The following is an 18,324-nucleotide window of genomic DNA, read 5'->3' as shown; positions in this document are numbered from 1 at the left end:
CGGTTATGATGCTGGCAAGGAACAAGAGTGGAGGGTTTACGTGAAGGCGCGCCTCTACCAGATGGCCACAATGCTCCGTGAAAGCTTCTGGGTCATTCCCGGCCTACTGACGCTTGCCGGGGTCCTTCTTGCCCTGGTGCTCGTGCAAGTCGACGCAATTGGCCTGATCCCGCGCCCGTGGCGCGAGAGCTCCTTGCTGTACGGCGGCGGAGCTGCCGGCGCCAGGACGCTTTTGGGCGCGGTGGCGTCCTCAACCATCGGCATCGCCGGTACCGTCTTTACCATCACCATCGCCGCACTCTCCCTGGCCGCCGGACAGATGGGCCCGCGGCTGTTGAAAAACTTCACCAAGGATCGCGCCAACCAGATGTCGCTCGGCGTGTTCCTCGGAACGTTCTCCTATGCGCTGATGGTGCTGCGCACGGTGCGGGCGGAGGAAGAGGGGCTGTTCGTACCGCAGCTGGCGCTGTCTGTCGGCGTCGTCCTGGCGTTCGTCTGCGTCGGCACGTTGATCTTCTTCGTCGGCCACATGGCCGGTCGCATCAATGTCGACACGGTCATCGAACTGGTGAGTACCGATGTCGGCCGAGCGATCGAGCGGCTCTGCGCCAGGAAGCAACCGGCTCCGCCCCCGCCAATCCGTTTCTGGCGGGATGCGGCGCCTGTCGTCGACCCGCGACGCGGCTATCTGCAGCAACTCGACGAGACTGGCCTGGCCGCTTGGGCGGCGGAGCGGGAGACCGTGATCCGGCTCCTGATCAAGCCCGGGGACCACGTGTTTCCCGGAACGCCGATCGCCGTGGTCAAACCGATGGTGAAGGGCGTCGACGGGGCAATCCGCGCGGCGACGGCCCTGGGCTGGGACCGCGGCGGGGCCGGCGATGTCGGATTTGCGATAAAGCAACTGGTGGAAGTCGCCGTACGCGCCCTTTCGACGGGGGTCAATGATCCGCACACCGCCATCAGTGTGGTCGACCGGCTCGGCGCCGCCCTCTGTGACCTTGCACCTCTTGAGCTTCCGACCGGCGTCACCCTCGAGGACGGCCGACCGGCTCTGGTCGTGCCGGCGGTGGACTATGATGGTTTGGTCGACGCGATGTTTGACATGATCCGGCAGAACGCCGCGGGCAGTCCCGCCGTGCTTGCCAGGATCCTCGATGCCTTGACGGCGGCCGCCAGTTGCGAACCACGGGCCAGTCGCGTGGAGACGCTGCTGCGCCATGCCGACCTGGTGATGGCAGATGCCTGCCGCCACATTGCAAGCCCGGCCGACCTCGGCAGCATCCGCAGGCACTACAGCGGGTTCCTGCGCATGATGCGGTCCGGAGCGATCGGATATCTCGAGGACACGAACGAGGCGATGGCCGACCAGGGCTAGAAACAACCCGTTCCTTGCGTTCCTGACATCTCGGCATGGCCGTGTGGCCATGGCAATCGGTCGACAGCGCCCGTCCGGATGCCGACACGGATTTTGCCCTGTGCGTCCCAGTGGTGGTATGCTGCGGGGTTTGTACCAGCAAAAGGAAACGACGAACGCAGGGAGGAGCAGATGGCTGTTCATGGAGACAAGGGCCAAGGCGACCAGATTTCCACACCCGCGGATTTTCGTACCGCCGATCAGGAGGAACCCAACCGGGTCGAGCAGGGCCTCTACGGGCGCATGCCCCGTCCGGACCGCCGCGGCTTTCTGAGGCATAGCGGGCTTGCAGCGCTCGGTGCGGCGGTCGGCGCGGCAATTCCGTTCCATCGCTACTTTCCGGCCGGGCTCATGCCGGTGGCCTTTGCTCAGGATACCGGCGCCGCGTTGATGACGGACAAGGAGGGCCTGACGTTGCTCGCCGACCGGCCGCTCAACGTCGAGACGCCGGCCCATCTCCTCGACGACGACATCACCCCTTATTCGCGGTTCTTTGTCCGCTCCAACGGGCTCATCCCCCAAACCGCACTCGACAAGAACTCTGCGGGATGGACGCTGAAGGTGGATGGCGAGGTGGAGAACGAGCTTTCGCTCAGCCTCGACCAACTGAAGGCCGATTTCGAGACCGTGAGCCTGGCGCTCGTGCTCGAATGCGGCGGCAACGGCCGCGCTTTCTTCGACCCCGGCGCCTCCGGCAATCAGTGGACGGTCGGCGCCGTCGGGTGCCCTGAATGGACCGGGGTGCGCCTGCGGGACGTCCTCGAAAAGGCAGGGGTCAAGCCCTCGGCCGTCTATACCGGCCACTATGGCAATGACGTGGACCTCTCCGGCGACCCAGACAAGGTCGTGATATCGCGTGGCGTTCCGATCGAGAAGGCCATGGAGCCGGAAATGTTGATCGCATGGGCGATGGATGGCGAGGATCTGCCGGCTCTCCACGGCTTCCCGCTGCGGCTGGTCATCCCCGGATACCCCGGCTCCGTCTCGCAGAAGTATCTGACCCGCATCTGGGTCCGCGACCAGGTCCACGACGGGGAGAAGATGGGCGGGCATTCCTATCGCCTGCCTGCCTATCCGGTCGCCCCGGGAACCGAGGTACCGGCCGAAGACATGGAGATCCTCACCGTCATGCCGGTCAAGTCGATCGTCACGGCCCCCGCCACCGGGGCACGCGTCGCGGTCGGTCAGCCAACCGAGGTCAGGGGCCATGCCTGGGCCGGCAACGGCGATGTCAAGGCCATGCATGTCTCGCACGATTTCGGCCAGACGTGGCAGGAAGCGACGCTGGAGCCGCCGCCGAACAAGTTTGCCTGGCAGCGCTGGCGCACGACCGTCACACTGTCGGAGAAGGGCTACTACGAGGTCTGGGCACGCGCCACCGACATGAACGGCGTCATGCAGCCACCGGTGCCGCCCGGCTGGAACCCGCGCGGCTACGGCAACAACATGATCCATCGCATCGCCCTGTTCGCGCAATGAGGACGAGGGGCAGGCAGACCGGAGGGACCTCGTCATTTCCCCGCTTCGGCCCGCGCAGCGCCAGCGTCGTGGCCGCCGCGGCCTGGCTTCTCGCCGGCGTCACGGTCGTTCCGGACGTAAGCGCAAACGACATCCCGGTTCAGCTGGCACAACAGGGCGCCATACCCGGCTACGACCCGATGCGGCGCGGTCTCGGGAGGCCGGGTCGCGGCGAAACCTCCCCTCCGGGCAACCCGGAACTCGGCGGCCTGCCTGACGCGCCCGGCGCCGAAGAGACGTACTATCTCTGCTCGGCCTGCCATTCGATCGCGCTCGTGACCCAGCAACGCGTCACGGACGAACGATGGAGCTACCTGTGGGACTGGATGGTGCGCGAACACGACATGCCCGACCAGGACAGGGAAACGCGCGCGGCGATCCTCGGCTATCTCCAGGCCCATTTCTCCTCAGAACGATAGCATGTCAGGGGTGTGGCGGACCTCGTTTCATCAGCGCCGCGCGGTTGCGCGGGATTCGGTGGTCCGAGGCAACCGTGGTATGATTGTGATTGGGTTCACCCGTACAGCGGGTAGAGGCAAGGGGCGAACAAAAAGTGAAACCAAGCCCTCTCCTTCGGCTGATCGCAATCGCCGCCATGGTCGTTGCCATCGCGGCCGGCGCGGCCATGGGCCAAGACAGAGATCAGGCCGGCGGGACGCGGCTCGCCTATGTAGCGGCGATCGAAGGCGTCATTGGACCATCGACGACCTACTTCGTCTCGGTGGCGGTGGCCGAGGCGACGGAGCGCAATGCCGACGTACTGGTGCTCCGGCTTGCAACCCCCGGCGGGCTGGCGACCAGCATGCGCGACATCATAACCGAGATCCTGTCGTCGGACGTGCCGGTGATCGGTTTCGTCGCGCCACCGGGCGCGCATGCCGCCAGTGCCGGTACCTACATCCTCTACGCGACCAGCATTGCCGCCATGGCACCGGGCACCAACCTCGGCGCCGCGACGCCGATCCAGATCGGCGGCGGCTTGCCGGAAATGCCCAAGCCGCAAAGCCCGGACGAGGAGGACGGCAAGGATGCCGCCCCTGACGCCGGCAACCCGGCCTCGGCCAAGGCGGTGAACGATGCCGCCGCCTTCATTCGCAGCCTTGCAGGACTGCACGGACGCAACGCCGAGTGGGCCGAAAAAGCGGTGCGCGAGGCCGCAAGCCTGAGCGCGGCCGAGGCGCTCGAGCTCAATGTCATCGACCTCGTCGCCGCCGACATCCCGGCTCTGCTCGAAGCCGTCGACGGGCGAACGGTGATCGCGAACGGCAAGAAGGTGACGCTGGCGACGCGCCGGGCCGCGATCGAGCGGATCGAGCCAAGCGCGCTGGTGCGTGCGCTCGGCATCCTCTCCAATCCCAACGTCGCGCTGATCCTGATGGTGATCGGCATCTACGGGCTGATCTTCGAGCTCGCCAATCCGGGCAGCATCGGCGCCGGCGTCGTCGGCGTCATCTGCCTGGTCCTCGGCCTCTATGCCCTCAACCAGTTGCCGCTCGACTATACCGGCCTCGCCCTCATCGGCCTCGGCATCGCCTTCATGGTGGCCGAAGCGCTCACACCCACATTCGGCGTGCTCGGGCTCGGCGGGCTCGTCTCGTTCGTCATCGGCGCCGCCATCGTCATCGACACCGATATCGAGGCCTTCCGCATCTCCTGGTGGGTGGTCGGCGGCACCGCCCTCGTCAGCGCCGCTTTGCTGACGCTATTGCTGGGCTACCTGTGGCGTGCCCAGCGCAAGGGCCGCGTCGACAACGTTTCGCGGCTCGAAAACATCGCGGCAGAGGTGCTCGACTGGACGCGTGGTGAAGGCCATGTCTGGGCGGAGGGAGAGCGCTGGCACGCGCGCGGTGACGGACAAATCAAGAAAGGTGACATGGTACGCATCACCCGGCTCGACGGGCTGACACTGGTCGTCGCACCGGCGCAAACCTCCCCGCCCGGAACGTCGGCCGATGCCGCAGGGAGCCTGACATGATACCGGTCGACCTGATCAGCTATGCGCTCCTGCTGGCGCTTGTCGTGGCCTTTTTCGCTTCCGCCGTCCGGATCTTCCGGGAGTACGAGCGCGGCGTCGTCTTCACCCTCGGACGGTTCAGCCGCGTCTGCGGTCCCGGCTTCGTCATCATCATCCCGGTTGTCCAGCAGGTCGTCCGCACAGACCTGCGCACCTTCGTCGAGGATGTCCCCAGCCAGGACGTGATCTCGCGCGACAACGTGTCGGTCAAGGTCAATGCGGTGCTCTATTTCCGCATCGTCGATCCGCAGCGCGCGATCATCAACGTGGAAAACTACGGGGCCGCGACGAGCCAGCTCGCCCAGACGACGTTGCGCTCGGTGCTGGGCAAGCATGAGCTCGACGAGATGCTGGCCAAGCGCGACAAGCTCAACGCCGACATTCAGGAGATCCTCGACAAGCAGACCGACAATTGGGGGATCAAGGTGGCGAATGTCGAGATCAAGCATGTCGACATCGACGAGAGCATGATCCGCGCCATCGCCAAGCAGGCCGAGGCGGAAAGGCTGCGCCGCGCCAAGGTGATCAACGCCGAAGGCGAGCAGCAGGCGGCGCGCAAGCTGGCCGAGGCAGGCGCGATCCTCGAGAAACAGCCAAACGCCATGCAGTTGCGTTATTTCGGGGCCCTGCAGGACATCGCCGGAGAACGAAGCTCGACCATCGTCTTTCCGCTGCCGCTCGACCTGATGCAGACGCTGACGGATCTTGTGCAGAAACCAGGCGAGCGGCACGAACCCTGAGGCGGCCGTCAGTCACCGCAAGGCGGCCCGCAATCGCGGCCCCGCGAAATCGACGAATGCCCTGAGCTTCATCGGCACCAGTCCCTGCGGCAGATAGACAAGCTGCACCGGCAATGGCGGGTGCTCGAATTCCTCAAGAACGGGCAACAGCCGTCCCGCCGCCACGGCGTCCGCCGCCTGGTAGGAAAGCAGCCGCGTCAGGCCAAGCCCCGCCACGGCGGCGTCGCAGGCCGATTCCGCCGTGTTGACGACCAGCCGTGAGTGAATGGCCGCCGATATCTCGCGCCCGCTCTCGATGAAGGTCCAGGCACTTGCCGCCATCAGGTTCTCGAAAGTGATGCAGGCATGCCCGGCAAGTTGCTGCGGATGTGCCGGGCGACCGTGTTCGGCCAGATAGTCCGGGCTTCCATAGATCACGCGGCGAAGCGACCCGACCCTGGTCGCGACCAGGTTGCTGTCCGGCAGATTTCCGATCCTCAAGGCAACGTCGATGTGGTCGTCGGCCATGTTGACGTAGCGGTCCCCCAGCGTCAGCCGGATGTTGACCTGAGGGTGCTCCTTTAGGAACGCAACGACGACGGGCAGCACGTGCAGGCGGCCGAAGACGATCGGGGCCGTCATCGTCAGGTCGCCCCTGACGGCGCTGTATTCGCCGGCCGCCGCCTTCTCGGCATCCTCAACCCGCGCCAGGATCTCCTTGGCCGCCTCCACATAGGAGCGGCCGGCCTCGGTCAGAAGGATGCGCCTGTTCGTGCGGGTGACCAGTCTTGCGCCGAGATGTGACTCCAGCTCCGAGAGCTTGCGGCTGACCGTGGCGAGCGGCATGCGCAGCCGCCGCGTTGCGGCCGACAGGCTGCCCTCGTCCACGACGGCGAGCAATACGGTCATGGCGTCGAGGCGATCCATCTTTGTTTCCATTATTTGGAAGGCGTAATACCGTTTTCGCAATCTACTGCCAAAATTCGGAAATGTATAGGTTGTCTGTCGCGACCGATGTCTACGCCATCCCGCACCACGTTCCTGGCATATGGAAGGATCTTGTCATGAAGCTTTATCGCCATCCGCTCTCCGGCCACGCGCACCGGGCCGAACTTTTCCTGTCGTTGATCGGCGCGCCCTGCGAACTCATCGACGTCGATTTGCTTGCATCCGCGCACAAGTCGTCCGAGTTCCTGAAGCTCAATCCGTTCGGCCAGGTTCCCGTGCTCGACGACGGGGAAACGGTGGTCACCGATTCGAACGCCATCCTCGTCTATCTTGCGAAGAAGCTCGGCCGCAGCGACTGGCTGCCCGACGATCCGGCTTCGGCGGCAAGGGTGCAAAAGTGGCTCTCGGTCGCTGCGGGCGAAATCGCCTATGGGCCCGCTGCCGCCCGGCGCGTCACCCTGTTCGGCGCCATGCTGAAGGCGGACGAAGCGATCGCGTCCGCGCACCAGATCCTGGCGCTGCTTGACGCCGAACTCACCGAACGAGCCTTCCTCGTCGGCGACCGGCCCACCATCGCAGACGTCGCGCTCTACAGCTACGTCTCGGCCGCCCCCGAGGGCAATGTCGACCTTGGCGCCTATGCGCATGTCCGGGCATGGTTGTCCCGCATCGAAGGGCTTGCCGGCTTCGTCGCCTTCCGCAAGTCCGCCGTCGGCCTTGCGGCATGACGGCGCAGCGGCCTTTGCGTTCACACTGACTGGAGAACTGCGATGCTGGACAAGGTCGAAGCGGGCGCCCCCGGATCGCCCTGGCATGAAGGCGAACTGCAACTGCAGCGTCACGTCGGGGTGGTCGAACGCATGGATGCCCCGGGACGGAACTTCGTGCGCAGCTTCATGCCCGACCAGCATCGCCAGTTCTTCCCGATGCTGCCCTTCGCCGTCTTCGGTGCGGTCGATGCCGAAGGCGACGTCTGGGCGACCCTGCGCGGCGCCCGGCCTGGCTTCCTGCAGGCGCCGGACGCCACCCATCTCGAGGTTCGGCTTCCACGCGACCGGCACGACCCGGCCGATGCGGGAATGGACGACGGGGATGCCATCGCCATGCTCGGCATCCAGCTGGAGACGCGCCGGCGCAATCGCCTCAACGGTCGGATCGGCCGGAAGAGCGACGAGGCCTTTGTCGTCCATGTCGGCCAGAGCTTCGGCAACTGCCCGCAATATATCCACCTCAGGGACGCCGCCCTCGTGCGCGATCCGGCCGCGCCGGCCTCTCTGCCGCCCGCCCGGCTCGACGCCCTCGACGCGCGTGCTAAGGCGTTGATTGCCGCCGCCGATACCTTCTTCGTCGCCTCCTACGTCGACCGCGACAGCGGCGAGCGGCAGATCGATGTCTCGCATCGCGGCGGGCGCCCGGGCTTCGTACACGTGGGCGAGGATGGCGTACTGACGGTTCCCGACTTCGCCGGCAATCTCTACTTCAACACGCTCGGCAACTTCCTGATCAATCCGCGCGCCGGGCTCGTCTTCGTCGACTTCGAGCGCGGCGACCTGCTGCAACTGACGGGGGATGCCGAGGTCGTGCTCGATTCCCCGGAAATTGCCGCGTTCCAGGGCGCCGAGCGGCTGTGGCGGTTCCGGCCGCGAAAGATCCTCTTCCGGGCGGGCGGCTCCCCGCTGCGCTGGTCGTCGCGGGCGGACGGCCGGTCGCCCAACGTGTTTGCGACCGGAACCTGGGCGGAAGCCGGAGACCGCCTGCGCTCGCCCGCTCCTGCCATGCACTGGCGGCCGTTCCGCATTGTCCGCAGCGAGGCGGAGAGCTCAACCATCCGATCGCTTTACCTTCTGCCCGCAGACGGTGCGGGCCTCCCGCCGCACCGCGCCGGCCAACATCTCCCGCTCCGGATCGCGCCGAAGGACGGGGCCGATCCGCTCGTGCGCAGCTACACGCTCTCGTCTGCCGCCACGGACGGGATCTACCGCATCAGCGTCAAGGCCGAGGGCACGGTCTCGTCCTACCTGCACGGGTTGCGGCCGGGCGACATCCTCTCGGCCCGCGCCCCGGCGGGGGGCTTCGCGATCGAGACCGACGGGCCGCGCCCGGCCGTGCTGGTCGCCGCCGGCGTCGGCATCACGCCGATGGTCGCGATGCTGCGCGAGCTCGTCCATCAGGGACGGCTCACGGGCCGGAGGCGACCGGCCTGGCTGTTCCACGGCGCCCGCACCCTGGCGGAGCGTCCGTTCGACGACGAGATCGCCGCCCTTGTCGAGGCAGGCGAGGGTGCCATCCGCCTCGTTCGCACCCTGACCAGACCGGAGGGCGCGGTTGCCGGCCGAGACTACGACGCCAGCGGTCGCATCGACGTCGCGCTGCTCAAGGCGCACCTGCCCTTCGACGACTACGACTTCTATCTCTGCGGTCCCGCTCCGTTCATGCAGGACCTCTATGACGGGCTGCGCGCGCTCAACGTCGCCGATGCGCGCATCCATGCGGAGGCCTTCGGCCCGTCCTCGCTTAAGCGGGCACCCGATGCCGAGGCCGCGACCGCGCCGGCGCCCTCCTCGCAGCCGGTCCGGGTCGTCTTCTCCAGCTCGGGAAAGGACGCAAAGTGGCAGCCGGGCGGCGACAGCCTGCTGGACCTCGCCGAGGCCAGCGGCCTGTCACCGGACTATGGCTGTCGCAACGGCAGCTGCGGCAGCTGCCGCACGCGCATCCTGGGCGGCAGCGTCACCTATCCCGCAGCGCCGTCCTTCCAGTTGCCCGCCGGCGAAGCGCTCCTTTGTTGCGCCGTTCCGGCCGAGGATGGAGAGCTGCGGCTGACGCTGGACATCTGAACCCGGCGGAGAGAGACATCCATACCGCCGGAAATGCCGGAAGGGGCTCTTCATGGGCACGTCCCGCGCCACCGACCTCGGCACCCTGTCAAGAATCCTTCACGTAGTCGTAGCATAGGTGAAGAGATCAAGACCGTGACCCGAGGGTGAGCGCCGGAGGACTGAAATGAAGATCTCAAGAAACGACGCGGAAGGAATCGATTGGCTCGAGGCGGAGCTGGCCGATACGATCGACGAGGACTACGAGCTGGAGCTGTCCGAACCGGCGGCCCTGTCGGAGGAAATCCGCAAGATCTACCGCAAAACCCATCCGCCGACGATCGCGCGCATCGAGTATTTCCGGGCGCTGCTGGCGCTGCAGTCGGAGCTGATCAAGCTGCAGGACTGGGTCGCCTATCGCAAGGAGAAGGTGGTGGTCATCTTCGAAGGCCGCGACTCGGCCGGGAAGGGCGGCGTGATCAAGCGCATCACCCAGCGCCTGAACCCGCGCGTGGTCCGCGTGGTGGCCCTGCCGGCGCCGTCCGACCGCGAGAAGACGCAGTGGTACTTCCAGCGCTACGTGCCGCACCTGCCCGCCGGCGGCGAGATCGTGCTGTTCGACCGGTCCTGGTACAACCGCTCGGGCGTCGAGCGGGTCATGGGCTTTGCAACCGAAGACGAGGTCGGGCAGTTTTTCCACGACGTGCCTGAATTCGAGCGGATGCTCGTCCGCTCCGGCATTCGCCTCGTCAAGTACTGGTTCTCGATCACCGACGAAGAACAGCAGATGCGGTTCCTGATGCGGATCCACGATCCGTTGAAGCAGTGGAAGCTGTCGCCGATGGACCTTCAGTCACGGGTGCGCTGGGAGGCCTATACGAAGGCGAAGGAGGAGACCTTCGCCCGCACCAACATCCCGGAGGCGCCCTGGTTCATCGTCGAGGGCAACGACAAGAAGCGGGCGCGCCTGAACTGCATAGATCACCTGCTGTCGCAGATCCCGTACGAGGAGGTTCCGCACGAGGACATTTCCCTTCCGGACCGCATCTTCAACCCCGACTACGAGCGTCAGGTCCTGCCGCGGGAGCTCTACGTTCCGTCGAAGTACTAGCCCGGATCTGTCGATGCCGAACCTGGCTGCTACCGGCGACTACCCCTCCCCCAGGACAGCAGCTGCGCCCTTTTCGGCGACCATCATCGTCGGCGCGTTGATGTTGCCGGCGGTGATGTTCGGGAAGACCGAGGCGTCGATGACGCGCAAGCCGGCGAGCCCATGGACCTTCAGCGAGGCGTCGACGACGGAGCTCCGGGCGTCGGGGCCCATCGCAGCGGTGCCGCACAGGTGATAGATCGAGCCGCTGTGCTCGCGGAAATAGGCGAGCAGTTCGGCGTCGCTCACGGCCTCGGCCGAGGGCGGCATCTCGCGTTCGGTGATCGCCTTCAGCGCGGGCGCGGCCATGATCCGGCGCGCCAGCCGGCTGCCCTGGATGACCTCTGCCTCGTCCCGGGCGGTCGTGAGGTAGTTCGGACGGATGTGCGGCGCGTCGTTCACGTCCGGTGAAGCGATGCTGACCGTGCCGCGGCTGGTCGGCCGGCAGGAATTGAAGGCAAGCAGAAAGCCGGAATAGGGCTCCGGCTTGAGGCCGGCGCGCGGGTCCGACGGGATCCGGTAGGACAAGGGATTGAAGTAGTACTGGATGTTCGGCCGCTCCTCCTGCGCGCTGCCGCGCAGGAAGCCGCCCGCCTGGTTGACGCTCAGGGCCAGGGGTCCGCGCCTCGACACGGCGTAGCGAAGCGCCTGGCGGGCCTGGCCGAAGAGGTTGCCGAGATCATCATTGAGGGTGGGCACGGTCGAGCGGTAGTAGAAGCTGGCGCAGAGATGGTCCTGCAGATTCTGTCCGACGGCCGGGAGATGGTGGACAACAGGGATGTCCATCGCTTGCAGCAATGCGCCATCGCCGATCCCCGAGAGCTGCAGCAGCTTCGGCGTGTCGACGGCGCCGGCACACAAGATGACCTCGCGCCGGGCGGAATAGTTCTCGGTGCCAGCCGGCGTCGCAACCTCGATGGCACGCGCCCGTCCGTCCTCGACGAGGATCTTGCGGGCGCGGGCGTTGCGGAGGATGGCAAGGTTGCGGCGCCTTAGTGCTGATCGCAAGTAGGCGAGCGAGGAGGATGAGCGCACGCCGTTTCGGGTGTTGATGTCGTAGACGCCGGCGCCCTCGATCGTCGCACCGTTGAAGTCCCGGTTGAGTGGCAGCTGCAGCTCGGCACAGGCGTCGAGGAAGCGCCTGGTGATCGGGTGCGCCTGGTCGCGCATCGGGGTGATGTGGATCGGCCCGTTTCCGCCGTGGAAATCCGACTCGCCGTTCGCATGGGTCTCGAGCCTCTTGAAGTACGGCAGCACCTCGCCATAGGACCAGCCGGGATTGCCCGCCGCGGCCCAGTCATCAAAGTCCGCAGCCGCGCCGCGCACGAAGATCATTGCGTTGATGGAGCCCGAGCCGCCCTGGACCTTGCCGCGCGGCGCGTAGATGCGTCGCTGGTTCAACGCCGCTTCCGGCTCGGTCCAGTACATCCAGTTGACGCGCGGGTCGTAATAGGAGCGGGCGTAGCCGACCGGGATGCGAAACCAGGGCGAGCTGTCCTTGCCGCCCGCCTCGATCAGCAGCACCTTGTGCTTTCCGTCCTCGGCAAGCCGGGCAGCAACGATGCAGCCGGCGGACCCCGCGCCGACAACGATGTAGTCGAAGGTGGTCATGTGATCCTCAGCCGCGAGCGGGTGCAAACGCCTTGATGTCGACGGGCTTGTCGTCCATCTGCAGGTGCAGGCGCTGGCCCTCGTAGGGCGAGTTCCTCTCGACCACGTCGAGGTCGAGTTCGACGCCGAGCCCTGGTTCGCGCGACGGTATCAGGTAGCCGTCGTCGAACTGCAGCGGCCTCTGGAGGATCTCGGCATAGAAGCCCTTGAAGTCGACGATCGCCTCGTGGATGAGAAAGTTCGGGCAGGCCGCGGCCAGCTGGATGCTCGCTGCGGCACCGATCGGCCCGTTGTAGAGGTGCGGGGCGACCTGCGCGTAGTGCGCCTCTGCCATGCCAGCGATCTTCTTGGCCTCCAGCAGGCCGCCGCACCGCGCCACATTCATCTGCAGGATCGATGCGGCACCCGTTTCCAGCACGCGCTGGAACTCGTATTTGGTGGTCAGCCGCTCTCCGGTAGCAACCGGGATTGACGTCGCACGGGCGACGCTGGCCATCGCCTCTTCCTGGCCGGGCGGAACCGGCTCCTCGAGCCAGAGCGGATCGTATTTCTCGAGCCGGCGGGCGAGGCGAATGGCCGAGGACGGCGCCATCTGCCCGTGCGTGCCGAACAGCAGATCGGCACGGCCGCCGACCGCGGCGCGAATTTTTTCGCAGAATTCCTCGCACCGCTCCATCACGCCGATCGACAGCTGATGACCGGAATAGGCCGTGTAGGGACCGGCCGGATCGAACTTGACGGCGGTGAAGCCCATGTCGACCATTCTGGCCGCCTCGTCGGCCGCGAGCTCGGCGTCGTTGTAGTCATATTCGCCGGCGTCGTTCTTCGGGTAGAGATAGGTATAGGCGCGCAGCCGCTCGTGCACGCAACCGCCCAGCAGCTTGTGCACCGGCTGCCCGGCGGCCTTGCCGACGATGTCCCAGCAGGCGATCTCGAGCCCGGAAACAATGCCCATCATCGTCGGATCGGGACGCTGGGTGAAACCGCTCGAATAGGCCGAGCGCCAGAAGCGCTCGATGTCGTGCGGATCGTGGCCGAGCAGGTGACGCTCGAAAACGTCCTCGATCAACGGCACCAGCGCCTTGGGGTGGAAGGCGGTGGCGTAGATTTCCCCAACGCCCTCGATGCCGTCCTTGGTGGTGAGCCGCACGAAGACCCAGTACATGCCGCCGATATGGGGCGGCGGCACGGCAACGACGTGGACGGCGAGCGAGGCAATCTGCATGGTGAAAGTCCTTCTGCGAGCGTCAGTGCTTGAGCACGACCAGGCGGGTCTGCGTGAATTCGAGCATGCCGTGCTTGCCGTCGTCGCCCCCGAGTCCTGACCGCTTCCAGCCGGCGTGGAAGCCCTGATAAGGGTCCGCAGGAAAGCGGTTGACGTAGAGCTCGCCCGCCTCGATGGCGTCGGCAAAGCGCATCACGGTGCCGTAGTCGTTGGTGAAGAGCACCGAGCTCAGCCCGAACTGATGGTCGTTGGCAAGCGCCAGGGCCTCGTCCGCGCTGTCATAGGTGAGCACGGCGAGCACGGGGCCGAACACCTCTTCGGCGACGACTTCCATGTCCTGCCGGCAGTTGGAGAGCAGGGTCGCCGGATAGAAATTTCCCTTGCCGTCGGGCAGCACGCCGCCGGCCTCGATCCGGGCGCCCTGTTCGACCGCCCGGGTGACCATCGCGTGGACGCTGGCCTGGGCCGACTTCGTGGCGAGCGGCCCCATGCGTGTCTGGTCGACGGCGCGATCGCCGAACGCCCTTGCCGCGAAGCCGGCCCGGAGCCGGCCGAGCAACGCATCGTGAATCGAGCGGTGCGCATAGACCCGCTCAGGCGCCGTGCAGACCTGGCCGCAATGGTTGGTCTTGGCCGCCACGAGGCCGGCCACGACCGCGTCAAGGTCGGCGTCGGGCTCGACGATCACCGGCGTCTTGCCACCGAGTTCGAGCGACGGCTTGGCGATATTGGCCTTGCAGTATTCGAGAACCGTGCGCCCCGCCTGCAGGCTACCGGTCAGCGTGATCATGCCGACCGACGGATGGGTACAAAGCGTTGCGGCGACGTCGTGCGACATGGTCAGGATGTTGACGAGGCCCGCCGGCAACTCGGCCTCCATGGCGGCCGCTGCGATCTCGAAGGCAGAGGTCGGGGTCGAGTTGCTCGGCCTGACGACGACGGCGTTTCCGGCGATTAATGCGGGCGCGATCTTGCGCACCAGCGTGTAGACCGGAAAGTTGAAGGGGATCAGGCAGGCGACGACGCCGATCGGTTCCCGTTTGAGAAGCAGGGTTTCGTCCGGGCTGTCGCTCTGGATCACCTCGCCGTCGATGCGCCGCGCCCACTCGGCGTGATAACGCATCAGTTCCGCTCCGTAGATCGCCTCCGCCGTCGCATCCCCGAGGCTCTTGCCAGATTCCAGGGCGAGCGCCGCGCCGATTCTGCTGGCGCGGGCCTCGATCGCGGTCGCGAAACGGCGAAGCGCTTCCCCCCTAGCAATCGCCGGCAGCGTCCGCCATGCCTTCTGCGCCCTGGCGGAGCTCTCGACGGCGGCAACGACGTCCGAAGCACAGCCGGCAGGCACGCGGGCGACGGTCTCGCCGTTGGCGGGGTTATGCACCGCAACCAGTTCCGACCCCGGCCGGAATACGCCGGCGACAAAATTGCGATAGTCGGTCAAGGCAATTCCCTCATGTTTCGGCCGCATGTCAGAAGGCGCTGCGGCCGGGGGCCGCATCGAGCAGGGTCCTGGTATAGGGGTGGCTCGGTTCGCTGAGCACCTTTGCCGCGCTGCCGCGCTCCACGACCTCGCCCTTCTGCATCACCACGATCTCGTCGCTGATCTGGGCCGCCACGCGCAGGTCATGGGTGATGAAGACGATGGCGAGCTTGAGGCGTTGCTGCAGGTTGCGCAGGAGGTCGAGCACCTGCGCCTGGACGGAGACGTCGAGCGCCGAGACGCTTTCGTCGGCGATCAGGACGTCCGGCTGCATCGCGAGCGCCCGGGCGATGCCGATGCGCTGGCGCTGGCCGCCGGAAAATGCGCCCGGCCGGCGCCAGTAGGCGCTCTTCTGCAGGCCGACGAGATCCAGCAGTTCCTCGGCGCGGCGCCGGGCCTCGAGCGAACTGGCCCCGGCCAGCCGCGCCGCCCGTGCAATCATCGGTCCGACGCGACGGCGCGGGTTGAGCGAACCGAACGGATCCTGGAAGATCATCTGGATGGTGCGGCGGTATTTCCTGAGCTTGCTTTCCGGCAGCGCCAGGAGGTCGGTGCCGGCTACCTCCACGCGCCCGCCCTTGGCCTCGATCAGCCGGATCATCGCCTTGGCAAGCGTCGACTTCCCGCAGCCCGATTCGCCGACAATCGACACGACACGGCCGGGCGCGAGGCTGAGATTTATGTCCTTCAGCACCGCCAGCGCACCATAGGAGTGATGCAGGCCACGCACGGCAAGCACCGGTTCGGCGTCGGGGCCGGCAGAGCGGCCGTGCGGAACGAGGCTCGGCACGGCCGCAATCAGTGCCCGGGTGTAGGGATGACGCGGGTCGGTCAGCACCTGCTTGGCCTCGCCGATCTCAACGATCTCTCCGTGCTTCATCACCGCGACCCGGTCGGCGATATCGGCGACGACACCGAAATCGTGGGTGATGAAGACGATGCCGTGTCCATGCACGTCGCGCAGTTCGCGGATCAGCTTGAGTACCTGCGCCTGGGTTGTCACGTCGAGCGCCGTGGTCGGCTCGTCGGCGATCAGCACCCGCGGGTTCATAGCGAGCGCCATGGCGATGACGACGCGCTGGCATTGGCCGCCGGACAGCTGATGCGGATAGGACTTGAGGATCCGGTCGGGATCGGGCAGCCGCATCGCCTCGGCGAGGGCGCGGGCTCGCTTGGCGCGTTCCGCCGCGTCCATCTTCGAATGCAGCAGGAAGACCTCCTCGATCTGCGCCGCAACGGTCATGGCCGGATTGAGCGACGCCATGGGTTCCTGGAAGATCATTGCGATGTCGCGGCCGCGAATGACGCGGAATGCCCTCTCCGACAGGCCGACGAGATCGGTGGCGCCGAGTTGCACGCGTCCGCCGGCGATCTTGAGCCCCTCGGGCACGGCCCCCATCAGTGCACTGGACAGCACCGACTTGCCGGAACCGGATTCGCCGACGACACAGAGAATTTCCCCCGGTCGCAAGGTGAAGCTGGCATCCTTGACCGCGAAGGGACGGTCTGCGCCCTTCGGCAACGTCACGCGGAGGTTGTCCACGGTGAGAATGGCTTGCTCTTGTTCGGTCATCATGCGCGCCGTCCTTGTGCGTCGGAAACCTCTCTCAGTCCGTCGGCCAGCAGGCTGAGGCCGAGCATCAGCGAGGAAATGGCGAGGCAGGGGAAGATGACGAGATGCGGGAAGGCGATGGCCATGCCTCGGCCTTCGTTGACCATTGTCCCCCAGTCGGGCGTCGGCGGCGGCAGGCCGAGGCCGAGGAAGCCGAGCGTGCCGATGGTGATGGCGGTGTAGCCGAGCCGCAGGCAGAAATCGACGGCGAGAGGGCCGCTGGCGTTGGGCAGGATGTCGAAGAGCATGATGCGCCAGACGCTTTCGCCCTGGGTGATCGCCGCCGCCACATAGTCGCGGCTGGCGACGTCGATGGTGATGCCGCGGACGATACGGAAGATGGCTGGGGCGCTGCCGAAGCTGACCGCGAGGATGATGTTGAACGGCGAGGATCCGATCACCACGATGATGACGATGTAGAGCACCAGCACGGGAAAGGAGAGTACGACATTGGCGAAATAGGACAGGATCGCGTCGAGGCGACCGCGCCAGTAGCCGGCGATCAGGCCGAGCGTGACGCCGACCGCATAGGCCGTGAGGGTCGCGAGCGTTGCGAAGACGACGACCGTACGGGCGCCATAGATCAGACGCGACAGGATATCCCGCCCCAGCATGTCGGTGCCGAGCCAGAACATGCCGCCGGCTGGGTTCGCCGTGCCCGGCTGGGCCAGTGGCACCAGAGTCTTGATCGGGTCATAGGGAGCAAGCACTGGCGCCAGCACCGCGATCAGCAGCCAGCCGGTGCTCAGCAGACCGCCGATGACGGTAATCGGGCTGGAAAGGTAGGGCAAAAGAAACTTGCGCATCGCGATCTCCTATTTGCCGCCCGTCGCCGCATCGAGCAGCGAGACGCGAGGATTGAGCCAGCCATAGGCGATGTCGGACAGGATCTGGGTGGCGACCACGACGAGAACGCTCACCATGGCGCAGGCTTCGACGAGCCGGATGTCGCTGTTGAGCGCGGCGTCGTAGAGCAGCGTGCCGAACCCCTTGTAGGCGTAGAACACTTCGACCACGATGACGCCGGAAAGCAGCCATGGCAGTTGCAGCATGATCACCGTCACCGGGGTGATCAGCGCGTTGCGCAACGCATGACGCCAGACGATGCGCGCCAGGCTCGCGCCCTTCAGACGGGCCGTGCGCACGTAGTGGGTGCCCATCACCTCGACCATCGAGGCGCGGGTGACGCGGGCGAGATAGCCAGTCGAATAGAGGGCGAGAACGAGCACCGGCAGGACGATCTCGCTCAGCGAGAAGCCCGTCAGCATGGTGCTCGCGCCGGGAAGCCAGTTGAGCCAGAAGACGAAAACCGCCGACAGGAACACCGCCGAGGCGAAATCCGGAATCGATGTGGTGACGATCGACAGCAGCGACACGCCGCGGTCGATCAGGGACCCCGGTCGCATGCCGGCAAGCACGCCGGCGAGCAGGCCGACGGGAACCATGACCAGCAGGGCGCCGCCCGCAAGCAATCCGGACGCGGCCAGCCGATCAGGGATCAGGTCGATGACGGGCGCGCGGTAATAGCTCGACTCGCCCCAATTCCCGGTGACGAACGCCCAGAGCCAGCGGCCGTAACGGATGAAAAAGGGATCGTCGTAGCCATTCGCCGTCAGCCAGGCGGCGCGCTGCTCCTCGGTCGAGAACTGACCGAGCACCTTGACGGCGACGTCGCCGACATTGATCTCGAGCGCGAGATAAACAAGGAACGACACGGTCAGCATGGCGGCCATGGCGCCGCCGAGCTTGCGCACGATAAACAGGAAAAGGGTCACGGGCAGTCTCCTCGCCGGCGGGATTGGGGCCGCGCGAACGCG

The 18,324-nt window shown here is 66.3% G+C and carries 15 protein-coding genes; 8 read left to right on the top strand and 7 right to left on the bottom strand.

Going from position 1 to position 18,324, the window contains the following annotated elements:
• Positions 1-40: 40 nt before the first annotated feature.
• From ACXAGF_RS21625 to ACXAGF_RS21605, 5 genes are all read left to right on the top strand, one after another.
• The gene (locus ACXAGF_RS21625) at positions 41-1,378 is read left to right on the top strand and encodes a DUF2254 domain-containing protein (protein ID WP_475019605.1); all 1,338 of its coding nucleotides are present in this window, start codon (positions 41-43) and stop codon (positions 1,376-1,378) included.
• A 171-nt stretch (positions 1,379-1,549) separates the two neighbouring features.
• Positions 1,550-2,896 carry a sulfite oxidase gene (locus ACXAGF_RS21620; protein WP_475019604.1) on the top strand — a complete coding sequence of 449 codons (1,347 nt, stop codon included), beginning with the start codon at positions 1,550-1,552 and terminating at the stop codon, positions 2,894-2,896.
• Positions 2,893-3,354, top strand: coding sequence for a hypothetical protein (locus ACXAGF_RS21615; protein ID WP_475019603.1), 462 nt, complete (start codon positions 2,893-2,895; stop codon positions 3,352-3,354). Before ACXAGF_RS21620 ends, ACXAGF_RS21615 begins: the two co-directional genes overlap by 4 nt.
• Positions 3,355-3,488: 134 nt before the next feature.
• Complete coding sequence (locus tag ACXAGF_RS21610) at positions 3,489-4,910, top strand: NfeD family protein (RefSeq protein ID WP_475019602.1); 1,422 nt, start codon at positions 3,489-3,491, stop codon at positions 4,908-4,910.
• A complete protein-coding gene (locus ACXAGF_RS21605) occupies positions 4,907-5,689 on the top strand; it encodes a slipin family protein (protein WP_475019601.1) in 783 nt (260 codons plus the stop codon). Before ACXAGF_RS21610 ends, ACXAGF_RS21605 begins: the two co-directional genes overlap by 4 nt.
• Positions 5,690-5,701: 12 nt before the next feature.
• Here the strand turns inward: ACXAGF_RS21605 and ACXAGF_RS21600 are convergent, their stop codons facing one another.
• Positions 5,702-6,595 carry a LysR family transcriptional regulator gene (locus ACXAGF_RS21600; RefSeq protein WP_475019600.1) on the bottom strand — a complete coding sequence of 298 codons (894 nt, stop codon included), beginning with the start codon at positions 6,593-6,595 and terminating at the stop codon, positions 5,702-5,704.
• 137 nt (positions 6,596-6,732) lie between these two features.
• On the opposite strand from ACXAGF_RS21600, the gene ACXAGF_RS21595 reads away from it, so the two are divergent.
• The 3 genes from ACXAGF_RS21595 (at position 6,733) to ppk2 (ending at position 10,540) form a co-directional block, all read left to right on the top strand.
• The gene (locus ACXAGF_RS21595) at positions 6,733-7,344 is read left to right on the top strand and encodes a glutathione S-transferase family protein (protein ID WP_475019599.1); all 612 of its coding nucleotides are present in this window, start codon (positions 6,733-6,735) and stop codon (positions 7,342-7,344) included.
• 42 nt (positions 7,345-7,386) lie between these two features.
• The gene (locus ACXAGF_RS21590; protein ID WP_475019598.1) at positions 7,387-9,450 is read left to right on the top strand and encodes a 2Fe-2S iron-sulfur cluster-binding protein; all 2,064 of its coding nucleotides are present in this window, start codon (positions 7,387-7,389) and stop codon (positions 9,448-9,450) included.
• 166 nt (positions 9,451-9,616) lie between these two features.
• Positions 9,617-10,540, top strand: coding sequence for a polyphosphate kinase 2 (gene ppk2, locus ACXAGF_RS21585; protein WP_475019597.1), 924 nt, complete (start codon positions 9,617-9,619; stop codon positions 10,538-10,540).
• A 39-nt stretch (positions 10,541-10,579) separates the two neighbouring features.
• Here the strand turns inward: ppk2 and ACXAGF_RS21580 are convergent, their stop codons facing one another.
• The 6 genes from ACXAGF_RS21580 to ACXAGF_RS21555 are packed head-to-tail and all read right to left on the bottom strand — an operon-like array spanning position 10,580 to position 18,282.
• Positions 10,580-12,190 (bottom strand): GMC family oxidoreductase, encoded by a 1,611-nt coding sequence (locus ACXAGF_RS21580; protein WP_475019596.1) that lies wholly within the window; start codon positions 12,188-12,190, stop codon positions 10,580-10,582.
• Positions 12,191-12,197: 7 nt separating this feature from the next.
• Positions 12,198-13,415 carry a mandelate racemase/muconate lactonizing enzyme family protein gene (locus ACXAGF_RS21575; RefSeq protein WP_475019595.1) on the bottom strand — a complete coding sequence of 406 codons (1,218 nt, stop codon included), beginning with the start codon at positions 13,413-13,415 and terminating at the stop codon, positions 12,198-12,200.
• A gap of 22 nt (positions 13,416-13,437) precedes the next feature.
• Entirely contained in the window at positions 13,438-14,856 is a 1,419-nt protein-coding gene (locus ACXAGF_RS21570) for an aldehyde dehydrogenase family protein (protein WP_475019594.1), read from the bottom strand.
• A 28-nt stretch (positions 14,857-14,884) separates the two neighbouring features.
• Positions 14,885-16,471 (bottom strand): dipeptide ABC transporter ATP-binding protein, encoded by a 1,587-nt coding sequence (locus ACXAGF_RS21565; RefSeq protein WP_475019593.1) that lies wholly within the window; start codon positions 16,469-16,471, stop codon positions 14,885-14,887.
• Entirely contained in the window at positions 16,468-17,313 is an 846-nt protein-coding gene (locus ACXAGF_RS21560) for an ABC transporter permease (RefSeq protein WP_475019592.1), read from the bottom strand. The genes ACXAGF_RS21565 and ACXAGF_RS21560 overlap by 4 nt, the downstream gene beginning before the upstream one ends.
• 9 nt (positions 17,314-17,322) lie before the next feature.
• Positions 17,323-18,282, bottom strand: coding sequence for an ABC transporter permease (locus ACXAGF_RS21555; protein WP_475019591.1), 960 nt, complete (start codon positions 18,280-18,282; stop codon positions 17,323-17,325).
• Positions 18,283-18,324 lie beyond the last annotated feature (42 nt).

It is taken from the genome of Mycoplana sp. ABR4_002 (assembly GCF_056159645.1).
This window is presented reverse-complemented; position numbering and strand designations above follow the sequence as displayed.